The sequence below is a fragment of the Streptomyces sp. NPDC025618 genome (assembly GCF_055558795.1).
In genome coordinates this window covers 1-24,314 of record NZ_JBVHLW010000055.1, presented here as the reverse complement: position 1 = coordinate 24,314, position 24,314 = coordinate 1, and the positions used below count along the sequence as shown (strand labels likewise).

The following is a 24,314-nucleotide window of genomic DNA, read 5'->3' as shown; positions in this document are numbered from 1 at the left end:
AGGTGATCCCGGGGCGCGAAAGGGCGTGAAAGGCCCTCAGGAGCCCGCACGGGCCCGTGCGAGGGCTCAGAGGGCGCAGCTCTGGGTGTTCACCCGCTCGACCGCCTTACGGCCGCTGAGGACGTCAGGACGCACCTCGTCGGCCGTGAGGGCGTAGCCGGTGTCGGCGTCGTCGAGGGACTTGGCGAAGACCACGCCGTAGACCCGGCCGTCCGGGGTGAGCAAGGGGCCGCCGGAGTTGCCCTGGCGCACGGTGGTGTAGAGCGAGTAGACGTCACGGCGGACGTTGCCGCGGTGGTAGATGTCCGGGCCGTTGGCCTGGACCCGGCTGCGGACGCGGGCGGCGCGCACGTCGTACGACCCGTTCTCGGGGAAGCCGACGACGATGGCGCTCCTGCCCGTCTCGGCGTCGTTCTCGGCGAACCGCAGGGCGGGCGCCTCCAGCTGGGGCACGTCCAGGACGGCGATGTCGCGCTTCCAGTCGTAGAGGACGACCTTCGCCTCGTACTGCCGGCCCTGCCCGCCGACCTGGACGGTCGGCTCGTCCACGCCGCCGACGACGTGGGCGTTGGTCATCACCCGGTGCCGGTCGAAGACGAATCCGGAGCCCTCGAGGACCTTGCCGCAGCTGGGTGCCGTGCCGACGACCTTGACGACGCTGCGCTGGGCGGAGGTGGCGACGGGGCTCTCGGCGAGCTGGGGGTCGGGCGCGGGCACCGAGGTGATGGGCTCGGTGGAGAAGGGCGCGAAGACCTGCGGGAAGCCGTTCTGCGCGAGGGCCGAGCTGAAGTCCGCGAACCAGGTGTTGGCCTGCGAGGGGACGACCCTGGCGACGCCGAGCAGCACCTTGGAGTTGCGCACCTCCTTGCCGAGCGTCGGCAGGGACGTGCCGGCGAGGGCGGAGCCGATCAGCCACGCGACCAGCAGCATCGCCAGGACGTTGACGAGCGCGCCCCCGGTGGCGTCCAGCGCGCGGGCCGGTGACCAGGTGATGTGGCGGCGGAGCTTGTTGCCGAGGTGGGTCGTGGCGGCCTGGCCGATCGAGGCGCAGACGATGACGATGACGACGGCCGCGATGGCGGCGGCCGTGCCCGGGGTGGCGTCGTCCGTGGCGCTGTCCCAGATGACCGGCAGGACGTACACGGCGGCCAGACCGCCGCCGAGAAAGCCGATCACGGACAGCACACCGACGACGAAGCCCTGGCGGTAGCCGACGACGGCGAACCACACGGCAGCGATCAGCAGCACGACATCCAGCACGTTCACCGGGAAATGCCTCGCAATGATGTTGTCGGTGGGTTCGGCGGCCCCGCGCCCGGGGGGTGGGGGCCGAGGTCACCGTCTCATGCCTGTCAGGCGTGCCGGTCCAGAGGTACCTGGCGGGCACGGTCCCAGGGGCGCTCCCAGCCGGAGTAGTGCAGGATCCGGTCGATCACCCCTGCGGTGAACCCCCATACGAGCGCTCCCTGCACCCGGAAAGCGGGCCCTATGTGGCCGCTGGGGTGCTTGGCCATCGCGCGGTTCGCCGGGTCGGCCAGATCGGCCACCGGCACCGCGAAGACCCGCGCGGTCTCCGCCTCGTCGACCGGCCCGACGGGGCTGGGCGCGCGCCACCAGCCGAGCACGGGGGTCACCACGAAATCGCTCACCGGGATGTAGAGCCGGGGCAGCACGCCGAAGACCTGCACCCCGGACGGGTCGAGCCCGGTCTCCTCCTCGGCCTCCCGCAGCGCGGCGCGGACCGGCCCGCCCTCGGCCGGGTCGCCGTCCTCCGGATCGAGCGCGCCGCCGGGGAACGACGGCTGCCCCGCGTGCGAGCGCAGCGTCCCCGCGCGCTCCAGGAGCAGCAGCTCCGGACCCTTGGGGCCGTCGCCGAAGAGGACGAGCACGGCGGACTGCCTGCCGCCCGTGTCCGGCGGCAGGAAGCGGCTGAGCTGGTGCGGCTCGATGGTCTCCGAGGCGCGCGCCACCGGCTCGAGCCACTCGGGCAGCCCCTCGGCGGTGACGGCGGCTCCCCGGCCGTACGTGCTGGTCATGCGCTTCCCCTCGTACGTGCGCTCATCCGGCTCACTCCGTGCGTGCCCTCGGCACGCTCACTCGGCGCCCAGCGGACTGGCGGGCAGGCCCGGGTAGTCCGGCGGGGGCTTCAGCCGCTGGCCCGGCAGCCCGCCCTTCTCGTACTTCAGCAGCTTCTTCGCCTTCTCCGGGTCCGTCTCGCCCTCGCCGTACGACGGGCACAGCGGGGCGATCGGGCAGGCTCCGCAGGCGGGCTTGCGGGAGTGACAGATGCGCCGCCCGTGGAAGACGACCCGGTGCGAGAGCATCGTCCACTCGCTCTTGGGGAAGAGGGCGCAGACGACGGCCTCGACCTTCTCGGGGTCCGTCTCGTCGGTCCACTTCCAGCGGCGGACGAGCCGGCCGAAGTGGGTGTCCACGGTGATGCCGGGCACCCCGAAGGCGTTGCCCAGCACGACATTGGCGGTCTTCCGGCCGACGCCGGGCAGCGACACCAGATCCTCCAGCCGCCCCGGCACCTCACCGTCGAACCGGTCGCGCAGCGCCACCGAGAGCCCTATGAGGGACTTGGCCTTGGCCCGGAAGAAACCGGTCGGCCGGATCAGCTGCTCCAGCGCCTCGGGGTCGGCCGCGGCCATGTCCTCCGGTGTCGGATAGGCGGCGAAGAGCGCCGGGGTGGTCTGGTTGACCCTCAGGTCCGTGGTCTGCGCGGAGAGGACCGTGGCGACCAGCAGCTCGAAGGGGTTCTCGAAGTCGAGCTCCGGGTGGGCGTACGGATAGACGTCGGCGAGCTCCCGGTTGATGCGGCGCGCGCGGCGGACGAGCGCGGTCCGGGACTCCGGCTTGGCGGGCTTCACCGCGGCGACGTTCTTTGTCACCGGGGCGGCGCTTTTCGCAGGTGCGGCGGCGGCCTTCACCGTTCTGGCGGCGCGCTTCGCGGGCTTCTCACCACCCGACGGCGCGCCCGGCGTTTTGTTCTGCCTCGCGGCATTCGCCTGCTGTGCGGACGGACGTTCGCCCACAGCGGAATCGCGGCTCCCGGTCACCCTCCCGGCCCCCTTGCCCTGTGCTCTCACCGGCGTATTGGACACCCGGCCAGACTAGAGCCCAGCACTGACATCCGGCCCGTGCGCAGGAAATCCGCAGCCCAATCGGACCCCTGCCGTAGGGCTTCGGTCGACGATGCGCGACACTTGTGTTTGATCACACAGTTTTACCGACGGGCATCATGGGGACCACGGTCCTCTGTGCATGTCGACAAGGAGAGAACTCGTGGACGACGTTCTGCGGCGCGCCCCGCTTTTCGCGGCGCTCGATGACGAGCAGGCCGCTGAGCTGCGCGCCTCCATGGGCGAGGCCACCCTCGCGAGGGGCGACGCCCTGTTCCACGAAGGGGACCCCGGCGACCGCCTCTACGTGGTGACCGAGGGCAAGGTGAAGCTGCACCGCACCTCGCCCGACGGCCGCGAGAACATGCTCGCCGTCCTCGGTCCGGGTGAGCTCATCGGAGAGCTGTCGCTCTTCGACCCGGGGCCGCGCACCGCCACCGCCACCGCCCTCACCGAGGTCAAGCTGCTCGGCCTCGGCCACGGCGACCTCCAGCCCTGGCTCAACGCCCGCCCGGAGGTGGCCACCGCCCTGCTGCGCGCCGTCGCGCGCCGCCTGCGCCGCACCAACGACTCGATGTCGGACCTCGTCTTCTCCGACGTCCCCGGCCGTGTCGCCAAGGCGCTCCTGGACCTTTCCCGCCGGTTCGGCGTGCAGTCCGAGGAGGGCATCCACGTGGTGCACGACCTCACCCAGGAGGAACTGGCCCAGCTGGTCGGCGCCTCCCGCGAGACGGTCAACAAGGCGCTCGCGGACTTCGCGGGCCGCGGCTGGCTCCGCCTGGAGGCCCGCGCGGTGATCCTCCTCGACGTGGAGCGGCTCGCCAAGCGGTCCCGCTGACGCGAAGGGGCGCACGCCCCCTGGCGCGTCCCTGAGGGGCCGCGCCCGCAGACGCGCCGAAGGCCCCCGCCACACGGCGGGGGCCTTCGGCATGCGCTCACGCTTCACGAGCGCCCGTCAGATCAGGCCGTGCTCCCCCAGATAGTCCAGCTGCGCCCGGACGGAGAGCTCCGCCGCCGGCCACAGCGAGCGGTCGACGTCGGCGTAGACCGTGGCGACCACGTCCTCAGGCGTCCGGCAGCCGTTCTCGACGGCCGTCTCGACCTGCGCGAGCCGCTTCGCCCGGTGCACCAGATAGAAGTCGATGACGCCCTGGGCGTCGTCCAGCACCGGGCCGTGGCCGGGCAGCACCGTCTCCACGCCCTCCTCGACGGTCAGCGCGCGCAGCCTGCGCAGGGAGTCGAGGTAATCGCCGAGCCTTCCGTCCGGGTGCGCGACGATCGTGGTGCCACGGCCGAGGACCGTGTCGCCGGTGAGGAGCGCGCGGTCCGCCGGGAGGTGGAAGGCGAGCGAGTCCGCGGTGTGGCCCGGCGCCGGGACGACGTGCAGTTCGAGCCCGCCGGTGGTGATCACATCGCCCACCCCGAGCCCCTCGCCGCCCAGTCGCAGCGCCGGGTCCAGCGCCCGTACGCGCGTGCCCGTCAGCTCCGCGAAACGGCCCGCGCCGTCCGCGTGGTCGGGATGCCCGTGCGTGAGCAGCGTCAGGGCGACGCGCTTGCCCGCCGCCTCGGCCGTGGCGACGACCGCGGCGAGGTGGGCCTCGTCCAGCGGGCCGGGGTCGACCACGACCGCGAGGTCGGAGCCGGGCTCGGCGAGGATCCAGGTGTTGGTGCCGTCCAGCGTCATCGCGGAGGGGTTGTCCGCGAGCACACAGGTCGCGCGGGCGGTCGCGGGGCCGCCGATGGCGCCGCCGCGCGGCCTGCCTGGAAGGTCGGCTGTCGTGGTCATGAGTCGGCTCCCAAAGCTCGCGGGGTTCCCAAGGGGGCACCGGGCTCCGGCGGTCCCGGAGGGATGTGCTTGGTGAATTCCTCGTGCCCCGGCCAGCTCAGCACGATCTCCCCGGCGACGAGCCGGGCTTGCGCCAGAACAGGGGTGAGATCCTGCTCACCCGCCGCCGCCACCACCTCCCGCACGCTGCCGTACGGGCGCAGCGCGCGCAGGGTGGCGATGGTGGGCGGCATCATCAGCAGCTCGCCCCGGTCGTAGCCGTCCGCCGCCGCGCCCGGCCGGATCCACTCGGTGCGGTCGGCCTCGGTGGAGGCGTTGCGGGTGCGCTGTCCCTCGGGGAGCGCGGCCACGAAGAACCAGGTGTCGTAGCGGCGCGGTTCGAACTCCGGGGTGATCCAGTGCGCCCAGCCCCCGAGGAGGTCGCTGCGCAGCACCAGGCCGCGCCGGTCGAGGAAGTCGGCGAAGGACAGCTCACGGCTCACCAGGGCGGCGCGGTCGGCCTCCCAGTCGGCTCCGGTGGTGTCCGCGACGACCGTGTCGGGCGCCGGGCCCGCCAGCAGCACGCCTGCCTCCTCGAAGGTCTCCCGTACGGCCGCGCAGACGATGGCCTGGGCTCCGGTGGCGTCCACGCCGAGGCACCGCGCCCACTCCGCGCGCGACGGCCCGGCCCAGGGCACCTCACGCTCGTCACGCGGGTCGACGGAGCCGCCCGGATACGCGTACGCGCCTCCGGCGAAGGCCATGGAGGCGCGTCTGCGCAGCATGTGGACGGCGGGGCCGTCGGCCCCGTCACGGAGCAGCAGGACGGTCGCGGCGCGCCGGGGCGCGACGGGCCGGAGCTCGCCGCGGGCCAGCGCTCTGATCCGGTCCGGCCACTCCGGCGGGTACCACTGGCCGTTCGAAGCCGACATGGCCGGATGCTATGCGCTCATGCGCGGATGTTCGAGGGGTGGCCGGGCCGGTGCGCATCCCGCGCAGCGGCCCGTACGCGAACCTCGGGGTCAGTCCCCGACCTCCACCAGGATCTCGACCTCCACCGGGGCGTCCAGCGGCAGGACCGCCACGCCCACGGCCGAGCGCGCGTGCACGCCCTTCTCGCCCAGCACCTCGCCCAGGAGCTCGCTGGCGCCGTTGAGGACGCCCGGCTGGCCGGTGAAGTCCGGTGCGGAGGCGACGAAGCCCACGACCTTCACCACTCGGACGATCTTGTCGAGGTCACCGACGACCGACTTCACGGCGGCGAGGGCGTTGAGCGCGCAGACCGCCGCCAGCTCCTTCGCCTGCTCGGCGCTGACCTCGGCGCCGACCTTGCCGGTCAGCGGGATCGAGCCCTTGACCATCGGCAGCTGGCCGGCGGTGTGGACGTACGCGCCGGAGCGCACGGCCGGCTGATAGGCGGCCAGCGGCGGCACCACGTCGGGCAGCGTCAGACCCAGCTCGGCGAGCCTGGCCTCGACGGCACTCACGCCTTCTCCCGCTTGAGGTAGGCCACGAGCTGCTCGGGGTTGTTCGGGCCCGGGACGACCTGGACGAGCTCCCAGCCGTCCTCGCCCCAGGTGTCCAGGATCTGCTTGGTGGCGTGCACGAGGAGCGGCACGGTCGCGTATTCATACTTTCGGTGGCACGGCGTGCCCATAGTCGCTCCAGAGGTAGGCAACGGAAATGACCATTCACGCAGCAGGATACGGGCGGCAGTCCTACGGCCGGGCGAACGGGAGCGAGACGAGCCCGGCCGTGCAGCGCACAGCGCAGAGGAGCCGTTTCGACCAGATCCGCGACGAGTACGCCAGGAGGGACATCGACGCTGTCTGGCACGGCCACTACGAAGACATCGGCATCTCCGCGTTCAGCGGCAAGGAGCGCCCCGACTTCGAACGGATGCTCAAGGACTGCCGGAGTGGACGGATCAACATGATCATCGTCTACAACATCTCGCGGCTGTCGCGTCTTGAGCCCACCGACGCCATCCCGATCGTCAACGAGTTGCTGGGCCTCGGGGTAACCATCGTGAGCGTCAACGAGGGTGTTTTCCGCAAGGGGAACATCATGGATCTCATCCACCTGATCTTCCGGTTGGACGGCGCCCACCAAGAGAGCAAGAACAAGAGCATCGCCGTTCGCGGTGCCGTGAAGGCCGCCCGGGAACTCGGAGGCTACGTAGGCGGAAGGGCACCGTTCGGCCGAAAGCTCGTCCCCGTCACGGTATACAACTCCGAGGGCAAGCCCGTGGTGGTGCAGATCCTCGGTACCGAGAGGGAGCAAGCCGAACTCATCCAGGGCGTCTGGGACGAGATCAAGCGCCATAAGCGCACACCGCTCCCCAGCAAGCCGACCGGCCGATCCGTGCCCGGTTCCCTCGGAAGCGTCGTCGGCAGGCTCAACCGGGACGGAGAGCCGACGTCAGGGGCCCACAAGGGCAAGAAGACGAAGGGCGGTTCTTGGCACATTAAGACCCTCACCTCAATTCTTCGACACCCACACCTTGCCGGCTTCGCGACGGACCCTGTCTACGAACCCCAGAAAAAGGACCCGTCCAAGAAGCGGGTGGTAGGCCATCGCATCCGGCTGGATCACGAGGGACTCCCCATCCAAGCGTGGGATCCGATCCTTGAGCCTGGCGACTGGTTCGAGCTCCAAGAATGGTTGGACGAGCGCCCGGCCCGGAAATGGGAGAACCGGACTACATCGCTTCTGTCATCCATGGAAGTGCTGTACTGCGAGAGCACGTGCAACCGGCCCATGGGTGCCAACGACGCTGTCCGCCCCGCAGGCGGCTCATATTTCTGCTCCCGACCGTCCGGCTACCAGCCCAAGGAAGGCGAACACGCAGGCGGTTCGTACATCAGCAGGGCGGGTGTTGACGAGCACGTGGCACGTTCCATCTTCGCTCGTCTCATCACCTCAGAAGACGACCCTGAGACAACCGAGATCCTCGCTGCCGCCGCCGAACGATTCAGCCAGGCCACAGAGAACCCGGAGACGGCACAGGAGCGGCAACGTGTCATCGGGGAACGCGCCAGCGCCGTGCGAGCTCTGGAGCAGCTCTACGACGAGCGTCGGCTCTACGACGGAGACGAGATCGGCCGTCGTCGCTGGAAGGAGGATGTGGAGGCACAACAACGGCTCATGAAGCAGGCCGAGACGCGCATCGAGGAACTCGGCGAGCTGGACGCCCCCGTACTCCCTATCGCCGAGTGGCTGAGCCACGATCCGGATTGGGATGGCGATCCGATCGGGAAGGGCTCGTGGTGGGAAAAGGCTCCGCTTGAAGAAAAGCGCGCGCTCGTCAAGTGTTTCTTGGAACGGATCACCATTCGTAAGGCACGGGACGATGAGAAGAGTCTGGGCAACAAGGCCGAGGCTGTGATCGAACCCCGGGTCACACTGGAATGGGCCAAGCGGCGGAAGCGCGAGTCGTTGAAGACGACGTAGCTCCGACGAAGCTGACGTGACGCTACCCCGGCGAGCTGACCTTGCCGGGGTATTCCATTAGCTCACGATCTGCGAATTCAGGCGATGGAACACGATCCCTGGCTTGCGGTACGAGACAGTTCGGCCGCCACTGGTGGTCATCTCCGTGAGGTCCAGGCAGAGTTCGGCCACCACCGGACCCTTTGCCCGCCCAAGGATTTCAGCAGCACCACAGGCATCCTCAGCAAGCCTCCAGCTCATCGATCGAAGCAGGAAGAGACCAAGTCCCGGAGCGTCGGCCAGCCGGAAGGCGAGAGCCGTGATGGGCTGTGGGCCCCTGAACGCCTTCGCGGCAGCCTTGCGCTCCGCCATGGACGGAGGGCATCCGCAGGGGGTTCCCCGAAGCTCTTCAGGACCCAGCAAAGACGTTCCGTCGCAGTGGTGCACCAGCTGCGCTCGCTTCCATAGGCGCATTTCCATTGTCAGGGCCGATGGGCCTTCGATGATGACATCGGCCCTTGCCGCGCCCGTGAGAACTTCGAGGGAATCGCCACAGCTGGTGACCCACTCCTCCGGTAGCCCGCCCATGAGCCGAGCAACCTCCTTCGCCACCTCGGGATCGCCAGTCGTTATACGCCAGCCAGGAAGGGATTGCGGTCGGTTGTTGACCAGACGCCCCTGCTGAAAGTAGCCCACGAACTGGTCACGCATCCCGTCCCCCGTGCTCGCCTCGGGAGATGGCCCGGTTGGTGGCGAGATCTTCGGCGATTCCGGCGGCGATGAGGGCGGCGCCGGGGGTGTGGCCGGAGCCGAGGTAGCGCCAGTGGGCTTCGGTGAGCGTGTCGGGACCGTCGGGGGTCTGGTCTCCGGCGCGTTCGTGGGCGGCGCGTTCGGTGCGCAGGGCCGCGTAAGTGGTCGAGTAGGCGCGGGATTTGGTGAGGATGTGGCCGCGGTAGCCGAGGGTGTGGGCCCAGGAGCGGAGCCGGAGCGGGGCGTACTCGGGGAGGCCGCCGAGGCGCCAGCAGGTGCGCATGAGCGTCTGGACGTGCGGGGTTGCGGGGGTGGTGGTGATGTCGTCCCAGGTCAGGAGGCGGTGGTCGGTGCCGGCTGCGGTGTCGGCGGCGCCTTTGGTGACGTATTTGGCGACGTAGGCGGCGACCGCGTCGTCGGCCAGGCCGAGGGCTGTGTCGGTGGTGGCGCGGAGGGGGCGGGCGTCGAGTTCGGTGCCCCAGCGGAGGGTGTGTTCCCCGGCGGCCGGGCTGTAGGGGGCGCGGATGACGACGGACCGGGCCGCGTGCCGTACGGCCGTGGTGAGCAGGTCGGCCGATGCCCAGGACGGAGGCGGAGTTGCGGGCCCTTCGGGTCCGTCGAGGCGTACGACCGCGTGGACGTGGACGGCGGCGCGCTTCTGGTACTCGGCGACCTTGGCGAAGGAGAGCCGGGCGTGGTCGGCGAAGCGGGACTGCGGCAGCCCGGCTGTGGTGGCGAGGTGGCGGCGTACGGCGCGGGTGAAGCGGTCCCAGAGCTGTCCGGCGTGCGCGTGCCACAGGACGTGGGCGGGGTAGTCGTAGCAGCCGGGACAGAGTGGCTGGCCGACGAGCCGGTCACCACCCGCGTGGACGACGGTGCAGCCGAGGGGCTGGCCGTGCTCGCACTGGCCCGCGTCGCGCCGGGGGCGGCACCGCTTGCCGTCGGGGGTGGTGTGGTGGACGGGGCCGAAGGACGGGGCGGTGAGGGTGACGAAGAGCCGGGGGTACTCACGGACCTCTGCGGGAACGGTCTTGCCGCCGGTCAGTCCGGTGCGGACGAGGTGGAAGGTGTCTCCGGCGTGGAGGCGGGAGCAGGGGGCACAGACCGAGGAGCGGCGGTTGCGGCAGCGGACCAGGAGACGTTCGCCGGGCTCGGTGGCCGTGTCGTAGTGGTGAAGGATCTCGCCGGTGGCCGCGTCCCTCGTGGTCGTGGAACCAGTGAGGTGGACGGGGTGAGCGCAGCCGCCAGTGGCGGTGATCTGTTCCAGCCAGCGGGGGAACTGAGGGTCCTGGGCGAGGTGGAGGGCGTCGCGGTCGGTGTCGGAGAGCTGACGCAGGCGCGCCGCGCGGTCGAGAGTGGCGCGCCGGTCAGCCGCCGTGAGGATGGCGGTGGTGATGGTGGTGATCTCCCGGGGTGGGCCGCCGGAGCGGCACGGATGAGGGCGGTTGGTGGTCCGGGGTCGTCCATGGGGTGGTCCTCTCGGTCAGGGGTGGATCTTGGGTTCAGCGGATGGTGCCGGTCCCGTGGCAGCAGCGGCAGCGCCGCCAGCGGCCGGCACGGGTCTTGATCCGTCGTTCGCCCTTGCAGATCGGACAGCGCACGCGGCGCATGGGCATGGCCTGCCCTTTCAGGAGTGGGTGTGAGTGAAGCCGGACAGGCACCAGGTCACGAAGCTGTTGATCGTGAAGATGACCGGGGTCTGGCCGAGGTAGACGCCGAAGAGGCCGATCAGCACGGCTTCCCACCAGCGCACGTCGCGGGAGCGGACCAGGAGGACGGTGATGATCCCGAAGACCGCCACCAGCGGAAGAGCCGCAGCGCCGGTCATGCCTCCTCACCTGCCCCGGCCATCAGCAGCGCCCGCCGGACCCCGAGGAGGCTGGGGGTGATGTGCATGTACGCGGCCGCGGCCTTGCGGGCGTCCTCGACCGTCGTCAGGTGTGAACGGGCCCTGCCCCAGCCGCCGTCGGCGCCCGTGCAGACGGCTACGCCTTTCTCTTCGGAGGTGATCGACTGGGCGACGGTCACGGCGTCCTTGTTCAGGTCACCGAGGGTCATTTCGGCGGTGCCGGGGTCGTTGACGCGGTGGCAGACGCGGCCGGAGAGCTGGGCCCGCAGGGCGGTGACGCCGGGGCCGAGGTCGGAGCCGACGCGTTGGCCGGCGATGACGAGGTGGAGGCCGAGGGCCGCGCCGAGCTGGGCGATGCGCAGCAGGTAGGTGGAGCACTTCTCCGCCTCCGCCTTACCCTCCCGGGTGCCGTCGGAGAGGTAGAGCTCCGCCAGCTCGTCGACGAGGACGACGACGGGCACGGGGCGAAGCTTGTCGGGCAGTTCCCAGATCGAGCGGACCCCTTCGAACCGGCAGAGTTCCATCCGCGTCTGCATCTCGGTGACGAGGGCGCCGAGCGCGGCGACGGCTTCCCTGCGGCAGGTCGTCAGGGCCGACAGGCGGGGTTCGAACAGGCCCAGCTCCATGCCGCCCTTGCAGTCGATCCCGACCAGGGCCACCGGCTGAGGAGCGAGCTGCACCACCAGGCGTGCCAGGAGTGTCGACTTCCCGGACTGGGTCGCGCCGACGATCAGCCAGTGGGGCACCTGCCGCAGGTTCATCACCCACGCCCCACCGCTCTCCAGGATGCCGATCAGGGCGGACAGCAGCGCGGCGGGGGCGTGCGCCAGGCCCGGCCGCAGGAGCGGGTCACCGGCCGTCGCGACCAGAACCACGAGCCCGCGTTCGGGGGAGGTGACGCGTACGGCGTGGACCCTCCACGCATGGGCCAGGGCGTCCGCCGCCGCGATGAACGGCCCGGGGGTCTGCCCGGGGTGCAGCCGCACCACCACACTCAAGCCGGTCCGCGTCGCCTTCGGGAACGAGATGCGCGGGGCGACCGGCCGGAGCGCTTCGCCCTTGACGACGAGGTCCCCGACCAGGCCGCGGGACGGTCGAGGGGAGACGACGAGGTCGGTGTGCTGGGCGACCTTGCGCCAGGTCCGCACCACCCGCACCGCGGTGACCGGGTACCCGGTCAGGTACCAGAAACAGACGGGGTGCCGGTCGCGGAGGTGGAAGCCGGCGACCACGACCCAGGCCAGGGCCGCGAGTAAGAACGCCAAGGTCACGGGTCCCATCAGGCACCACTCGCCTTCGACGCCGCCGTCGGAGCGCTGGCGGGGGCGGGGGTGATGGCGGCTGCGCGGAAGCTGATCCCGTGCCGGTCGCCCATGGCCCAGGAGAACGCCTCCAGGCCCGTCACCCGCACCTCACCGCCCTCCACGACACCCTTCGGCTCGCCCGTGACGGCGATTTCGATGACCGAGATCCGGCGTCCTTCCTGCCGGACCGTGACGGCCACGGTGTAGATCGTGTTGCCCTCCTTGTCCTTCTTGATCTCCTTGGCCTCGAAGCCCGTGAGCTTCGGTTCCGGGGCGACAGCGCACCGCAGTACGCCTAGCCGGGACACATCAACCGGGATGGACTGCATGGGGTGTTGGCCTCCTTGGCCAATCGGGACGCCCTTCCCATCAGGACGTCACTCGTGCTGACGAGTGACGACTATGCATCTGTTGTGCCCGGCGCGCAAGCACTTATGCTGACGAGTGACGTAAGACCCAACCGAGCCTTCACACCAAGGGAGTTCGACAGTGGGAGAGATCCAGCGACCCGGAGCCCTGTACCAGCAGGTCGCCGCCGAGATCCGCAACGCCATCACCACGGGCGAGATCCCGCCCGGCGCGCCTGTCCCCTCCGAGTCCCAGCTCATGGACCGCTACAAGGTCTCCCGCCCGACCGTGCGCAACGCCATCGCCGCCCTCCGTACCGAGGGACTGATCGAGGTCATCCACGGCAAGGGCAGCTTCGTCCGCGCTCTACCGGCGCCGGTGAACACCATCAACCGGGCGGTGACCAGCAGCGGCCGCACGTTCAGCGTGCTCGGTGACGAGGTGTGGGAACCGGCCGAGGACCCGACCGCCTACCGCACCACCACCGACCCCGTCACCGGCCCCCAACTCGGCCTGGACGAGGGGGAAGAGGCATTCGGCTGTGACTGGCTGCTGGCCGACCCCACAACGGGCACCCGCCTGATGCACCGGGTCCTGATCCCGTTCGCCACGGCTGAGGAAACAGGGCTGGGCAAGGCGCCCGACAGCCCGCCGGCCGAGCTCTACGCACTCCTGTCCAAGGCCGGGCACAAGCTGTGGTGGTCGGAAACCGTCCGCGCCCGCATCCCCACCCCCGACGAACGCACCACCCTCCAACTCGGCGACGCCACCGCCGTCCTGCACGCCGCCCGCATCACCCGCGGCAACGACGACCGCCCGCTCCTCCTCGAAGAACTCCGCGTCAGCGCCGACCGCGCCCAGCTCACCTACCGCATCACCCCCGACAAGACCCCCGCCGCCCGCCGCAGCCGCGCCTGAAATCCGGCGACCGGTCGAAACCTTCTTCACTTACTCAAGGGCGCGCCTGCGGCGCGCCGGGCGGCCGGGCGCCCCGGACCGGGCTGCGGCCTGACGGCCGGTCCCGGCCGGACGCCCACCGCCCACACGACCACGGGCCCGCCACGGCGTGAAGACGCGGACGAGCCCGCTGACCGTCGGCCGCGGATGGACGGGGGCCGATGGGCGGTGGCCGGGCTCGCTTCGCGTGCGGCACCGTCGCTGTCTGCGGGAGGGGGACAGCAGCATCGCCGCGGAGTCTCGGGTGGTACCGGCCGTGACGTGGAGAAAAGACACTCGGCAGCATGGCTGAGACCGGCACCGGTGCAGGTGCACACGTGACGGGTGATCGTCCGGCCGCCCCACCGTCTGGGCTGACTTTCCGTGGCCGAGGCCCAAGCCGGCCACCATCCCAGCCCCCGCCGTCCTCCCAGCTCAGCTCGCCTTCCCGAACCGCGCTACCACACGCGTCACCTCACGCGCCGCCGCCGTCGACAGCTCCAGCCGCACCACCCCCGAGCCGTCTGCCGCCGAACCCGCCCGCAACCGCACCCCGGACGCCTCCACGCCCGCCGACACCAGCGCCTCCCCCAGCTCTGTGGCAACGTCGCGAGCCGCAGCCCAGCCCGCCACGTAATCGACCCCGCGCACCCACAGCACCGCGTCCGGGTCGAACTCCTCAGCCCCGAACTCCACGTCACCGATCTCGAACGCCTCATCGCCCGGCCCGGACATCAACTCTCCACCCCTCAAAGAATCTTGTCTGCCATCGATCTTGTCGGGGCGTCGCACGAACACACGACGAGCGCCCCGGTACCATCGGCACCGGGGTCGCTCGCTGATCCCTTCCGGACCACCCCCGCCCGCCAAGGTGTTAGGGGTGGTCCGGTCTCACATTCAGATGTGGTGCGCGGCCCCGCTCCGTCACCACTCGGAGCAGGGCCGCAGGCGGCGCATTGGACAACACCGCCCCCTCGCACGCAGCTCGCCGACCTGCCCAAACATCGGAGACGAGCCCGAGGGGCCAAGGACAGAGGCCGTCGTACCCTCCCAGGAACTGACGGCCCCTGCCCGGTCTACGGGGGCGACAACCGGCCCTCTGCCTCACGCCGGGCAGACTCATCAACCAGGCGCTGCAACCCGGCCCGAATGTCCTCTTCGGTCCGCCCGGTCCGCACGGCAGCGAAACGGCGGCGCGCGTCGTCCAGGAACCGATACAGCTCACGCTGCGACACGTGCCGCCGCCACCACTCCCCAGCCAGGAACCAGAACGACGCCACGACCTCTCGCACATCCCGGCGCTTCACGACGCATCCCGTACATGCCATCAGCCAGACCAGGGTCCACACGAAACTTGATCAACGCCCACTGATAGAACCAGTACCAGCTCTCATCCAGCCGCCGCAGCACACGCAACACGGCCGCCCGTACCGCCTGGCCACTCATCGCTCCTCCTCCACCTGCGTCGCACGGAAGAAGGACGTATTCACAGCCCTGAACATCGTGTGACCGGTCCGACCAGCGTGCTTCAGAGCCCACTCCTGCGGACCCGCAGGCACCTCGGACGCCTCGGACGAGGTATCGCACGAAGTGCACTCCATCTCGAAGATCGGCGGACTTCCCGTGACGTCGAACTTCAAATACCAGTCCACGAAACGGAACACCGACCGGGCCGCCATCACCGCGCCCCACGCCCGCCGCGCAAGACCTCAACGCGCTGCGTCAGGCCCACCCGCATCGCGTGCGCGCCCTTGAAGACGAGCACGATTTCCCGTTTGCCCAACCGGTCTCGTTCTTTGCGAACAGCCTTGACTTCCTGCCACTTGCCCCGGATGTTCACCATGTCTCCCGCCCGGACCGTGGTTCCCAGTACCTCCGCCATCGCGCGTCCTTTCTCGTCCGGGAGCCGTCAGCACGGCCCATACCGACTTGCCGATCCCGTCCCGATCGCTCACGCCCCACTGGTCCGACAGGCCCGCCACGAGCGCCAGGCCCCGGCCGCCCTCCGCGTCTGAGGCGCGCATCACGGGCCGGTTCTCGTCCGCGTCGTCGACCGCGATCCGCACGCCATCCACCACGTGCCGGAAGCACGTCTGAATCTCTCGTCCGGGTGAAACGCGAGCGTGTACGACCGCGTTGGTGAGGATCTCGGAGAGCACCAGGACGGCCGCGTCTTCGACGGCAATCAGCCCCCAGTCCGCCAACGCCTTGCTCAGCTCCGCACGGGCCAGGCCGACGCAGCGAGGATGGCGAGCCCAACGCCGCGTCACCTCTTGCCCGTTAGCGTCTCCCTGCCTTCGCTCCATGCCGAGGAGTCTCACGTGCAGGCGTTCGTGTAACTAGCCCAGCGTGGTTACCCACCATGGGTAAACTCGCAGGAAACGCAAGTCACATGGCCCCGAAGCAACTCCGTCCCTCCCCGGAGCGCCGCTCATGCCCGCATCAGATGTGCCGCAGGGTTTCCCGCCACGATTGCTGAGAGAGCCCCAGTTCGTGGAGGCGTGTCGTAAGCGCGACTTCACCACGATCTTCAGGGTGGCGAAGAGGGCCGGGTTCTACCCCTCGCTCATCGCCCGGAGCGTGGACCTCACACCGAGCGCGGTCGGCGAGGTGATCAAAGGAAACCGCGGGGTGATGGACATCCGCGTCATCGAGCGCGTGGCCGATGGGCTGCGTATCCCAGGGCACATGCTGGGGCTCGCTCGACGCGAGTGGGAATCCGGCGGCAACGAGGGATTCTCGGCGGCAGCAGCCGGGGTCGAGGCGGCAGCGATGACCCTGGCCGGCTTCCCGGACGGCTTGGACGAGAAGGGTCCGGACGGAGATGCCATCGACCCCGAGTTCGTCGCCGCGCTCGTGGACAGCCAACTGCCCGAGCACTACAAGGGCGCGAATTTCTTCGGTGCCCGCTCCACGATCCCCACCGTCGAGCAGCAGGCGCAGAGCATCACCAGCCTCCTGGAAAGCGCCACGGGAGCAACGCGGCAGACGCTTCTGCGCACCGGTGGCCAGGTGGCCGAGTTCATCGGATGGCTCTACCAGGATCTCGGGGACTTCCGACGCGCCGCCCTGTGGTCCGACCGTTCGATGGAATGGGCCCAGGAGGCTGCGGACGATCACATGCAGTCCTACGTCCTGTTCCGGAAAAGCCACCAGGCCACCGCGAGGTCCAGCGCGGAGAGGGCCGTCGGACTTGCGAGGGCCGCTCAGCGACTGCCCGGTCTCACACCCCAGATCACGGCACTCGCAGCTCAGCAAGAAGCCCAGGGCTATGCCTTGATGCGCAATCCCAAGGCCGCACTCGCCAAGTTCGACGAGGCGTACGCGCTCGCGTCCGAGTCGCCGTCCGACGGGCAAAGCTCGACGGTCGACACCTCGTACTGCACACCGACCTACATCGAGATCCAGCGCGCCAACTGCTGGATCGATCTTGGCAAGCCCCGGCGGGCGATCGAGCTCTTCGAGGGACAGCTGGCCGAGCTTCCCAAGGTCTACCGCAACGACCGCGGGGTCTACCTCGCGCGGCTCGCCCGGGCGTACGTCGCAGCCCGTGAGCTGGAGAGCGGAGCCGAGGCCGCGACCAAGGCGCTCGGGATCGTCAGGCATACAGGATCAGCCCGCACGTTCACCGAACTCTCCGCAGTGGCGCGCTCGGTTGAATCACAGCGCAGCGTGCCAACAGTGGCGACATTTCTCGATCGATTCGAGGCTGTTCGAGATCAGTTCGTGGCCTGACGAGCTCAGTTTTGATGAGGGATGCTGAAGCCATGGACGAATTGATCACGCAAGCCACCAGCGGCGACGAGCGGCGACGCGGCCCCGCCGTCGCCGTTCTTCCTGTGGGCAGCTTCGAGCAGCACGGCGATCACCTGCCCTTGATCACCGACACGGCCATCGCCTGCCTGATCGCTCGCCGCCTTGCCGATGACCACGGCCTGTTTCTCCTGCCGCCCATCACCATCTCCTGCTCCCACGAGCACGCGCCCATGGCGGGGACCGTCAGCATCAGCGCGGCCACGCTGTACGCGATGGTCAACGACATCTGGCGATCACTCGAAGCGTCGGGGCATCCGGGCCTGCTCATCGTGAACGGCCACGGCGGCAACTACGTCCTGTCCAATGTCGTCCAGGAACTCAACGTCAACGGCCCGCGCGTCGCCCTCTTCCCCGTCAGCGAAGACCGCGCCCAGGCCCGTGCCGACGCGGCGCTGGAGAGCAGCGGGGCGGAAGACATGCACGGAGGCGAGTTCGAGGTCTCCCTACTCCTGCACGGCGCGCCCCACCTCGTGCGCGACGGCATAGAGGCAGACGATCACTCCGCCCCCTGCCGCCCCCACCTGCTCACCCTGGGCATGACGGGCTACACGACCAACGGCATCATCGGCCAGCCGTCGCTGGCGACAGCGGCCAAGGGTAAAGCGATCTTGGACAGCTTCTCTCGCCTGGCAGGTTCCCACTTGGACCTGGTCAGCCAGCGCTGAAGCGGCCGCCCGCCAGCGCCCGAGCCGTGCATACGAAGCTCTGGCATCCGTTGAGGCCAGAGCTTCGTATGTGAAGGATCACATCGGGTCAAAGGCCCTCAGGCCCAGTTCAAGCTCCGGGTGAACGTCGTCGCCCCTCCTGCCTACGAGGGAGCCGCTTCGGGGAGACCCTTCTCACCCGACGCTTCCGCTTCCCCAAGGCGCCGACCATGGGCAGCACTGTCCCGTCGTCGCCGGCATCTGTCAGGCGCCCAGCGACCCGCCTTGAGGGTCGCTCACACCATGCGCACTTCACCCGACCAGGCCGACGCCTACTGCCTCATGCCAAGGAGTCTGGTATAAGGTTCGCGTATTCCCACTTCGTCATGGGCCCGACTGTAATGCCTGGCACCGACAGCCTCGTGCGTAGCCCGCGCGACGGTCCCGCGCCACCGGGTCAACGAGCGAGCACCGGGCCGGTGGTGGCCTCACGGAGAACACGCTCCCCCATGGCGTGACGGGCCTCACCGTTCGAACCAGGCCATGTCGCCATCTGACGCCACACGGCCGTTGCGAAGGAATTAGGCTCCGAATCATGAGCAGGCTCCATGTCGTCAGCGGCAAGGGCGGAACCGGCAAGACCACGGTCGCCGCGGCACTCGCGCTTGCCCTCGCCGCCGAGGGCAAGCGGACCCTTCTGGTCGAAGTGGAGGGGCGGCAGGGCATCGCGCAGCTCTTCGAGACCGAGGCGTTGCCGTACGAGGAACGGAAGATCGCGGTGGCGCCCGGCGGGGGCGGCGAGGTCCACGCGCTCGCCATCGACGCCGAGCGGGCCCTCCTCGACTACCTCCAGATGTTCTACAAACTCGGCAGCGCCGGGCGGGCGCTCAAGAAGCTCGGCGCGATCGACTTCGCGACGACCATCGCACCGGGCCTGCGGGACGTCCTGCTGACCGGCAAGGCGTGCGAGGCAGTGCGCCGCAAGGACCGCACGGGCCGTTACGTCTACGACCACGTGATCATGGACGCCCCGCCGACCGGCCGCATCACGCGCTTCCTCAACGTCAACGACGAGGTGGCGGGGCTCGCCCGGATCGGCCCGATCCACAATCAGGCGCAGGCCGTGATGCGCGTCCTCAAGTCCCCCGAGACGGCCGTGCACTTCGTGACGCTCCTGGAGGAGATGCCGGTCCAGGAGACCGTGGACGGCATCACCGAACTCCGCGCCGCGCAGCTGCCGGTGGGCAGCGTCGTCATCAACATGGTGCGCCCGGAGATCCTGGACGAGACCGCGGTGGAGGTCGCGGCGAACGGCCGCAGGGCCGACGTCGCCCGCACGCTGTCGCACGCCCTGGAGCGCACCGGTTTCGGCGGCGCACGCCACGCCGGCCTGGCCGAGCGGTTGGTCGGCCCCCTGGTGGCACAGGCACGCGAGCACACCGAGCGGCTCGCCCTGGAACACCAGGGCCGTACGGAGATATCGGGCCTCCGCCTGCCCACCTACGAACTGGAACTGCTCGGCGACGGCGTCGACCTGGCGGGCCTCTACCGCATGGCGCGCGAACTGAGGAAGCAAGGAGTCTCCGAGTGAGCCTGGACGCGGCGTCCGTGCTGGACGTGGATCCTGTCCTCGACAACCCCCGCACCCGCATCGTGGTGTGCTGCGGCTCCGGTGGCGTCGGCAAGACGACGACCGCGGCGGCCCTGGGCGTACGGGCCGCCGAGCGCGGCCGGAAGGTCGTCGTCCTCACCATCGACCCGGCCCGCAGGCTCGCGCAGTCCATGGGCATCGAGGAACTCGACAACGTGCCGCGCCGGGTGCACGGAATCGACACTTCCGCGGGCGGCGAGCTGCACGCCATGATGCTCGACATGAAGCGGACCTTCGACGAGATAGTCGAAGCGCACGCCGACGGTGAGCGCGCCCGCGCCATCCTGGAGAACCCCTTCTACCAATCCCTGTCGGCCGGTTTCGCGGGCACGCAGGAGTACATGGCCATGGAGAAGCTCGGCCAGCTCCGCGCGCGGGACGAGTGGGACCTGATCGTCGTCGACACCCCGCCGAGCCGCTCCGCGCTGGACTTCCTGGACGCGCCCGGCCGTCTGGGGTCCTTCCTGGACGGGAAGTTCATCAAGGTGCTGATGGCCCCGGCGAAGCTCGGCGGCCGCGCCGGGATGAAGTTCCTGGGCGTCGGCATGTCGGTGATGAGCGGCCCGCTCAACAAGCTGATGGGGGCGCAGCTCCTGCGGGACGTGCAGACGTTCGTGGCCGCCATGGACACGATGTTCGGCGGCTTCCGCACGCGCGCGGACGCGACCTACCGGCTGCTCCAGGCGCCGGGTACGGCCTTCCTGGTCGTCGCGGCCCCGGAGCGGGACGCGCTGCGGGAGGCGGCGTATTTCATCGAGCGGCTGGCCGCCGAGCGGATGCCGCTGGCGGGGCTCGTCCTCAACCGCGTGCACGGCAGCGAGGCCGCCCGGCTCCCCGCGGACCGGGCTCTCGCCGCGGCGGAAGCGCTGCTCGACGGCTCGCTCGGCGCACCCGGTGAAGCCTTGGCGACGACCGCGATGGAAACATCGGAAAATCTTGATTGCGGCGGCATTGTGGATCGTGACAGCGGGCAAGCTGCCTCACGTACCGTTGATGCGCCGGGCGCCGACGCTCCCACGGCCCCGTCCACTCCCGAGAGCGGCCTCCCCCAGCCCGCCCCCTCAGGAAGCTCAACGGCACAGGACTTCACCACACAGGATTCCACCGCACGGCTCACCGCCGGTCTGCTGAGGCTGCATGCCGAGCGGATGCAGGTGCTCGCGCGCGAGCGCCGCACACGTGACCGCTTCACCGCGCTTCACCCCGAGGTCGCGGTGGCGGAAGTCGCCGCCCTGCCGGGTGATGTGCACGACCTGGCGGGCCTGCGCGCGATCGGCGAGCGACTCGCCTGCCAGACCGCGGGTGACACAACAGGACCGCACACGACCGCATCGGACACAACTGCGGGGAGCGCACGGGAAGAACGCACCGAGGCGACCCCGGCTGAGTGCTGCGCCTTGCCCGCCGAGCAAAAGGGGGATCGAAACTTCGACCGACGTACCGAGGCCCCCGACTGACGGCGCCGTGGGTAATGCCGTCGGTGTCGGGGGGCTGGCGCTCGGCGCCCTCAGCGGCTAGCCGACTGCCGCGTACGCGTCGTAGTCCTCGTCGCTCAGCGGCAGGATTCCCGCACCCCGCTCGTATTCCGTACGAGCGGTCTCCAGGAGCCTGCGCCACGAGGTGACGGTCGGCCGGCGCCTGAGCAGCGCGCGCCGCTCCCGCTCGGTCATTCCGCCCCACACCCCGAACTCGACGCGGTTGTCCAGCGCGTCGGCCAGGCACTCGGTGCGCACCGGGCATCCGGTGCAGACCGCCTTGGCCCGGTTCTGTGCTGCGCCCTGAACGAATAGTTCATCCGGATCGGTAGTGCGGCAGGCTGCCTGCGCACTCCAGTCGGTTACCCAGCCCATGCTGGCGCCGTCCTCTCCCGAATTGAGGCTCCCCCACGGCGGCAGCGGCATATTCACCGTTGCCAGTTGAGGACGTTACGGAAGGCGGGCAGGGGACAACACCCCCTTCGGGCCCAATCTTGGATGGCCCGAACGGACTATGCGTAGACCGCAGATCACCCAACGGAGTGAGCTGGCGACATCAGCGACTTTCCCGATATATCGGGGCACTTCTCCCATGTCGCGGTGGTCACCGAGTGACACAGGTGGCAATACGGACACGTCTCATCACTCACAAGAGTGAAGGCGTAGGTGATGCTGAAACGCATCGCAGTGACTGGCGTGAAACAGCGTAGGCGAACACACGGGCGTCTGTCCGCCGAATGAGAACGTAGGCTTCCCTTCATGGCTATGAAGCGTTCGGGCGAGGGCCCCAGCAGGGCCCAGCAGGCCGCCAGGTTCCTCGGTGTCAGCGTGCTCTCCGGAGCGGTTCTTGCGGGCCTGGCCCTGCCTGCCGTCGGCGCCTTCGGCCTCGCGGCGAAGGGTTCGGTGGAGGGGTTCGACGATATCCCCGCGAGCCTCAAGACCCCTCCGCTCAGTCAGCGCACCACCATCCTCGACGCCCAGGGCGGCGAGATCGCGAAGGTGTACTCCCGCGACCGCACGGTCGTCCCGCTGAACGACATCTCGCCTTACATGCAGAAGGCGATCGTCGCCATCGAGGACGCGCGCTTCTACGAGCACGGCGCGGTCGACCTCAAGGGCGTCCTCCGCGCGCTCAACAAGAACGCGCAGACCGGCGGCGTCTCCGAAGGCGCCTCGACCCTCACTCAGCAGTACGTCAAGAACATCTTCATCGAGGAGGCCGGCGACGACCCCGACAAGGTCGCCGTCGCCACCCAGCAGACCCTCGGCCGCAAGGTCAAGGAGCTGAAGTACGCCATCCAGGTCGAGAAGGAGCTCGGCAAGAAGCGGATTCTCAACAACTACCTGAACATCACCTTCTTCGGGCAGCAGTCCTACGGCGTGGAGGCCGCCTCCCAGCGCTACTTCAGCAAGCCCGCCAAGGACCTCTCCCTGGACGAGGCCGCCCTGCTGGCCGGCATCGTGCAGTCGCCGAGCCGCTACGACCCGGTCAACGCCCCCAAGGAGGCGACGAAGCGGCGCAACACGGTCCTCCAGCGGATGGCCGAGCTCAAGGACATCACCCCGGCCGAGGCCGCCGCCGCACAGGCCAAGCCGCTGCAGCTGAAGGTCACCCGCCCCAAGAGCGGCTGCATCACCGCCGTCGACGGCGCCGGCTTCTTCTGCGACTACGTCCGCGAGACCTTCCTCCAGGACCCCGCCTTCGGCAAGACGAAGGAGGAGCGCGCCAAGCGCTGGAACGAGGGCGGCCTGACGATCCGTACGACACTGGACCCGCAGACCCAGAAGTCCGTGCAGAAGTCGATCAGCGATCACGTCTATCAGAACGACTCGGTGGCCACCGCGGTATCGATCGTCGAACCCGGCACCGGCAAGGTGCTCGGCATGGGGCAGTCCCGGCCGTACGGCTTCGGGGAGAACCAGACGCAGATCAACCTCTCCGCGGACCACGCGCAGGGCGGGTCGAACTACGGCTTCCAGACCGGCTCCACCTTCAAGCCGATCCTCGCGGCGGCCGCCCTGGAGGAGGGCATCTCGCCGAACAAGGTCTACTCCGCGCCGTACCAGATGCCCTACCCCGATTCCGTCGAGACCTGTGACGGCACCTGGCGCAACAGCGAGGGCGCGATGGTCAACAACGAGAACCGGAGCGAGGTCGGCCCGTACGGCATGCGGGAGGCGACCGCGAAGTCGGTGAACACCTACTTCATCCAGATGATCGGTGACACCGGCACCTGCCCGGTGACCAAGATGGCGTCGAAGCTGGGCCTGAAGCCCGCCTCCGGCAAGAAGATGGACCAGGTGCCGTCGATCGCGCTGGGCACCCAGGGCATGTCCCCGCTGAAGATGGCCGCCGCCTACGCCGCCTTCGCCAACGGCGGCAAGTACTGCACCCCGGTCCTGATCAACTCGGCCACCGACCCGAACGGCAAGAGCATCAACGTCCCCAGGACGCAGTGCTCGCGCGCCATGTCCGAGGAGACCGCCAACACCGTCAACACCCTCCTCAAGGGCGTGGTCGAGGACGGCACCGGCAAGCAGGCCGGCCTGGACGGGCGCGACAGCGCGGGCAAGACCGGTACGACGGACAGCCGGCACGCCGCCTGGTTCGTCGGCTACACCCCGAACATGGCGGGTGCCGTGTGGGTCGGCGGTCCCGGCAAGGACATCGAGATGGAGAACATCACCATCGGCGGCGTCTACCACGACAAGGTCTACGGCGGTGACACCCCGGGTCCCATCTGGCGCGACGCCATGACCGGCGCCCTGGACGGCAAGCCCGCGCCGACGTTCGACTCGGTGGGCACCATCAGTGACGCCGGGCCCCAGGGCAACGACAACGGCGGCAACACCACCGGCAACGGCACCACCGGTGCGAACGCGGATGCCCCTAAGGGCCACGGGCGGGGCAAGCACACCCCTCCGGGCGGCAGGGGCCACTGAGCCTCCGCACCTAGCGCACAGGGGGGGGGGGGGGGGGGGGGGGGGGGGGGGGGGGGGGTGGGGGGGGGGGGGGGGGGGGGGAAAAAAACCACCCAACCTCGGTCCCCCCCCCTTCTCCCCCCCCCCCCCCCCCCCCCCCCCCCCCCCCCCCACCCCCCCCCCCCCCCCCCCCCCCCCCCCCCCCCCCCCCTTCCCCGCTAGGTGCGGGCGGTGGCGTACCGGCTCAGCCCGCGAGCAGGCGCTTCACCGCGGCCGCCACGCGGCCGCCCTCGGCAC

At 69.7% G+C, this 24,314-nt stretch carries 24 protein-coding genes and 2 pseudogenes; 8 read left to right on the top strand and 18 right to left on the bottom strand.

Annotated features, from left to right (window positions below; translation table 11 throughout):
* Positions 1–66 precede the first annotated feature (66 nt).
* The 3 genes from ACZ4A5_RS28950 to nth form a co-directional block, all read right to left on the bottom strand.
* A complete protein-coding gene (locus ACZ4A5_RS28950) occupies positions 67–1,266 on the bottom strand; it encodes a MarP family serine protease (RefSeq protein WP_467590550.1) in 1,200 nt (399 codons plus the stop codon).
* 86 nt (positions 1,267–1,352) lie between these two features.
* The gene (locus ACZ4A5_RS28945) at positions 1,353–2,036 is read right to left on the bottom strand and encodes an NUDIX hydrolase (protein WP_467590547.1); all 684 of its coding nucleotides are present in this window, start codon (positions 2,034–2,036) and stop codon (positions 1,353–1,355) included.
* A 57-nt stretch (positions 2,037–2,093) separates the two neighbouring features.
* Positions 2,094–2,894, bottom strand: a complete 801-nt coding sequence (nth, locus tag ACZ4A5_RS28940; RefSeq protein WP_467590544.1) for an endonuclease III — start codon at positions 2,892–2,894, stop codon at positions 2,094–2,096.
* 394 nt (positions 2,895–3,288) lie between these two features.
* On the opposite strand from nth, the gene ACZ4A5_RS28935 reads away from it, so the two are divergent.
* Positions 3,289–3,963: a Crp/Fnr family transcriptional regulator gene (locus ACZ4A5_RS28935; RefSeq protein ID WP_030367278.1), complete on the top strand. Its 675-nt coding sequence runs from the start codon at positions 3,289–3,291 to the stop codon at positions 3,961–3,963.
* Between the two features lie 117 nt (positions 3,964–4,080).
* Here the strand turns inward: ACZ4A5_RS28935 and ACZ4A5_RS28930 are convergent, their stop codons facing one another.
* The 4 genes from ACZ4A5_RS28930 to ACZ4A5_RS28915 form a co-directional block, all read right to left on the bottom strand.
* Positions 4,081–4,911, bottom strand: coding sequence for an MBL fold metallo-hydrolase (locus ACZ4A5_RS28930; protein ID WP_467590540.1), 831 nt, complete (start codon positions 4,909–4,911; stop codon positions 4,081–4,083).
* Positions 4,908–5,822, bottom strand: a complete 915-nt coding sequence (locus ACZ4A5_RS28925) for an NUDIX hydrolase (RefSeq protein WP_467590537.1) — start codon at positions 5,820–5,822, stop codon at positions 4,908–4,910. The genes ACZ4A5_RS28930 and ACZ4A5_RS28925 overlap by 4 nt, the downstream gene beginning before the upstream one ends.
* A gap of 90 nt (positions 5,823–5,912) precedes the next feature.
* A complete protein-coding gene (locus ACZ4A5_RS28920; protein ID WP_398870550.1) occupies positions 5,913–6,377 on the bottom strand; it encodes a RidA family protein in 465 nt (154 codons plus the stop codon).
* Positions 6,374–6,547, bottom strand: coding sequence for a DUF4177 domain-containing protein (locus ACZ4A5_RS28915; RefSeq protein ID WP_390751238.1), 174 nt, complete (start codon positions 6,545–6,547; stop codon positions 6,374–6,376). Before ACZ4A5_RS28915 ends, ACZ4A5_RS28920 begins: the two co-directional genes overlap by 4 nt.
* Before the next feature lie 26 nt (positions 6,548–6,573).
* Here ACZ4A5_RS28915 and ACZ4A5_RS28910 point away from each other — a divergent pair, with 26 nt between their 5' ends.
* On the top strand, positions 6,574–8,343 hold the full coding sequence (locus tag ACZ4A5_RS28910) for a recombinase family protein (protein WP_467590534.1): 1,770 nt from the start codon (positions 6,574–6,576) through the stop codon (positions 8,341–8,343).
* A 57-nt stretch (positions 8,344–8,400) separates the two neighbouring features.
* On the opposite strand, the gene ACZ4A5_RS28905 is transcribed toward ACZ4A5_RS28910, so the two are convergent.
* The 5 genes from ACZ4A5_RS28905 to ACZ4A5_RS28885 form a co-directional block, all read right to left on the bottom strand.
* Entirely contained in the window at positions 8,401–9,033 is a 633-nt protein-coding gene (locus ACZ4A5_RS28905; RefSeq protein ID WP_467590532.1) for a recombination directionality factor, read from the bottom strand.
* Positions 9,026–10,408: a replication initiator gene (locus tag ACZ4A5_RS28900; protein WP_467590565.1), complete on the bottom strand. Its 1,383-nt coding sequence runs from the start codon at positions 10,406–10,408 to the stop codon at positions 9,026–9,028. The genes ACZ4A5_RS28905 and ACZ4A5_RS28900 overlap by 8 nt, the downstream gene beginning before the upstream one ends.
* 291 nt (positions 10,409–10,699) lie before the next feature.
* Positions 10,700–10,900 carry a hypothetical protein gene (locus tag ACZ4A5_RS28895; protein ID WP_467590529.1) on the bottom strand — a complete coding sequence of 67 codons (201 nt, stop codon included), beginning with the start codon at positions 10,898–10,900 and terminating at the stop codon, positions 10,700–10,702.
* A complete protein-coding gene (locus ACZ4A5_RS28890; protein WP_467590526.1) occupies positions 10,897–12,201 on the bottom strand; it encodes an FtsK/SpoIIIE domain-containing protein in 1,305 nt (434 codons plus the stop codon). The genes ACZ4A5_RS28895 and ACZ4A5_RS28890 overlap by 4 nt, the downstream gene beginning before the upstream one ends.
* A complete protein-coding gene (locus ACZ4A5_RS28885; RefSeq protein WP_467590523.1) occupies positions 12,201–12,554 on the bottom strand; it encodes an SCO3933 family regulatory protein in 354 nt (117 codons plus the stop codon). Before ACZ4A5_RS28885 ends, ACZ4A5_RS28890 begins: the two co-directional genes overlap by 1 nt.
* A gap of 160 nt (positions 12,555–12,714) precedes the next feature.
* Between ACZ4A5_RS28885 and ACZ4A5_RS28880 the strand changes: the two genes are divergently transcribed.
* Positions 12,715–13,491: a GntR family transcriptional regulator gene (locus tag ACZ4A5_RS28880; protein WP_467590520.1), complete on the top strand. Its 777-nt coding sequence runs from the start codon at positions 12,715–12,717 to the stop codon at positions 13,489–13,491.
* Between the two features lie 453 nt (positions 13,492–13,944).
* Here ACZ4A5_RS28880 and ACZ4A5_RS28875 read toward each other — a convergent pair whose 3' ends face one another.
* The 5 genes and pseudogenes from ACZ4A5_RS28875 to ACZ4A5_RS28855 form a co-directional block, all read right to left on the bottom strand.
* The gene (locus ACZ4A5_RS28875) at positions 13,945–14,244 is read right to left on the bottom strand and encodes a hypothetical protein (RefSeq protein WP_467590517.1); all 300 of its coding nucleotides are present in this window, start codon (positions 14,242–14,244) and stop codon (positions 13,945–13,947) included.
* A 486-nt stretch (positions 14,245–14,730) separates the two neighbouring features.
* Complete coding sequence (locus ACZ4A5_RS28870) at positions 14,731–14,955, bottom strand: hypothetical protein (protein WP_467590514.1); 225 nt, start codon at positions 14,953–14,955, stop codon at positions 14,731–14,733.
* Positions 14,952–15,188 (bottom strand): DUF7848 domain-containing protein, encoded by a 237-nt coding sequence (locus ACZ4A5_RS28865; RefSeq protein ID WP_467590512.1) that lies wholly within the window; start codon positions 15,186–15,188, stop codon positions 14,952–14,954. The genes ACZ4A5_RS28870 and ACZ4A5_RS28865 overlap by 4 nt, the downstream gene beginning before the upstream one ends.
* The gene (locus ACZ4A5_RS28860; RefSeq protein ID WP_467590571.1) at positions 15,188–15,391 is read right to left on the bottom strand and encodes a hypothetical protein; all 204 of its coding nucleotides are present in this window, start codon (positions 15,389–15,391) and stop codon (positions 15,188–15,190) included. Before ACZ4A5_RS28860 ends, ACZ4A5_RS28865 begins: the two co-directional genes overlap by 1 nt.
* Before the next feature lie 46 nt (positions 15,392–15,437).
* Positions 15,438–15,815: pseudogene (locus ACZ4A5_RS28855) on the bottom strand (ATP-binding protein); the annotation flags it as partial.
* Between the two features lie 127 nt (positions 15,816–15,942).
* Between ACZ4A5_RS28855 and ACZ4A5_RS28850 the strand changes: the two are divergent.
* The 4 genes and pseudogenes from ACZ4A5_RS28850 to bagB form a co-directional block, all read left to right on the top strand.
* Positions 15,943–17,244: a hypothetical protein gene (locus ACZ4A5_RS28850; protein ID WP_467590509.1), complete on the top strand. Its 1,302-nt coding sequence runs from the start codon at positions 15,943–15,945 to the stop codon at positions 17,242–17,244.
* Positions 17,245–17,276: 32 nt separating this feature from the next.
* A complete protein-coding gene (locus tag ACZ4A5_RS28845) occupies positions 17,277–17,990 on the top strand; it encodes a creatininase family protein (RefSeq protein ID WP_467590506.1) in 714 nt (237 codons plus the stop codon).
* A 574-nt stretch (positions 17,991–18,564) separates the two neighbouring features.
* Positions 18,565–19,560 carry an ATPase BagA gene (bagA, locus tag ACZ4A5_RS28840; protein WP_467590504.1) on the top strand — a complete coding sequence of 332 codons (996 nt, stop codon included), beginning with the start codon at positions 18,565–18,567 and terminating at the stop codon, positions 19,558–19,560.
* A pseudogene (bagB, locus tag ACZ4A5_RS28835) lies at positions 19,557–20,909 on the top strand (ATPase BagB); the annotation flags it as partial. The gene bagA and the pseudogene bagB, both read left to right, overlap by 4 nt.
* A 225-nt stretch (positions 20,910–21,134) precedes the next feature.
* On the opposite strand, the gene ACZ4A5_RS28830 reads toward bagB, so the two are convergent.
* The gene (locus ACZ4A5_RS28830) at positions 21,135–21,470 is read right to left on the bottom strand and encodes a WhiB family transcriptional regulator (RefSeq protein WP_361525423.1); all 336 of its coding nucleotides are present in this window, start codon (positions 21,468–21,470) and stop codon (positions 21,135–21,137) included.
* A gap of 384 nt (positions 21,471–21,854) precedes the next feature.
* On the opposite strand from ACZ4A5_RS28830, the gene ACZ4A5_RS28825 reads away from it, so the two are divergent.
* Complete coding sequence (locus ACZ4A5_RS28825) at positions 21,855–24,038, top strand: transglycosylase domain-containing protein (protein ID WP_467590501.1); 2,184 nt, start codon at positions 21,855–21,857, stop codon at positions 24,036–24,038.
* Positions 24,039–24,314 lie beyond the last annotated feature (276 nt).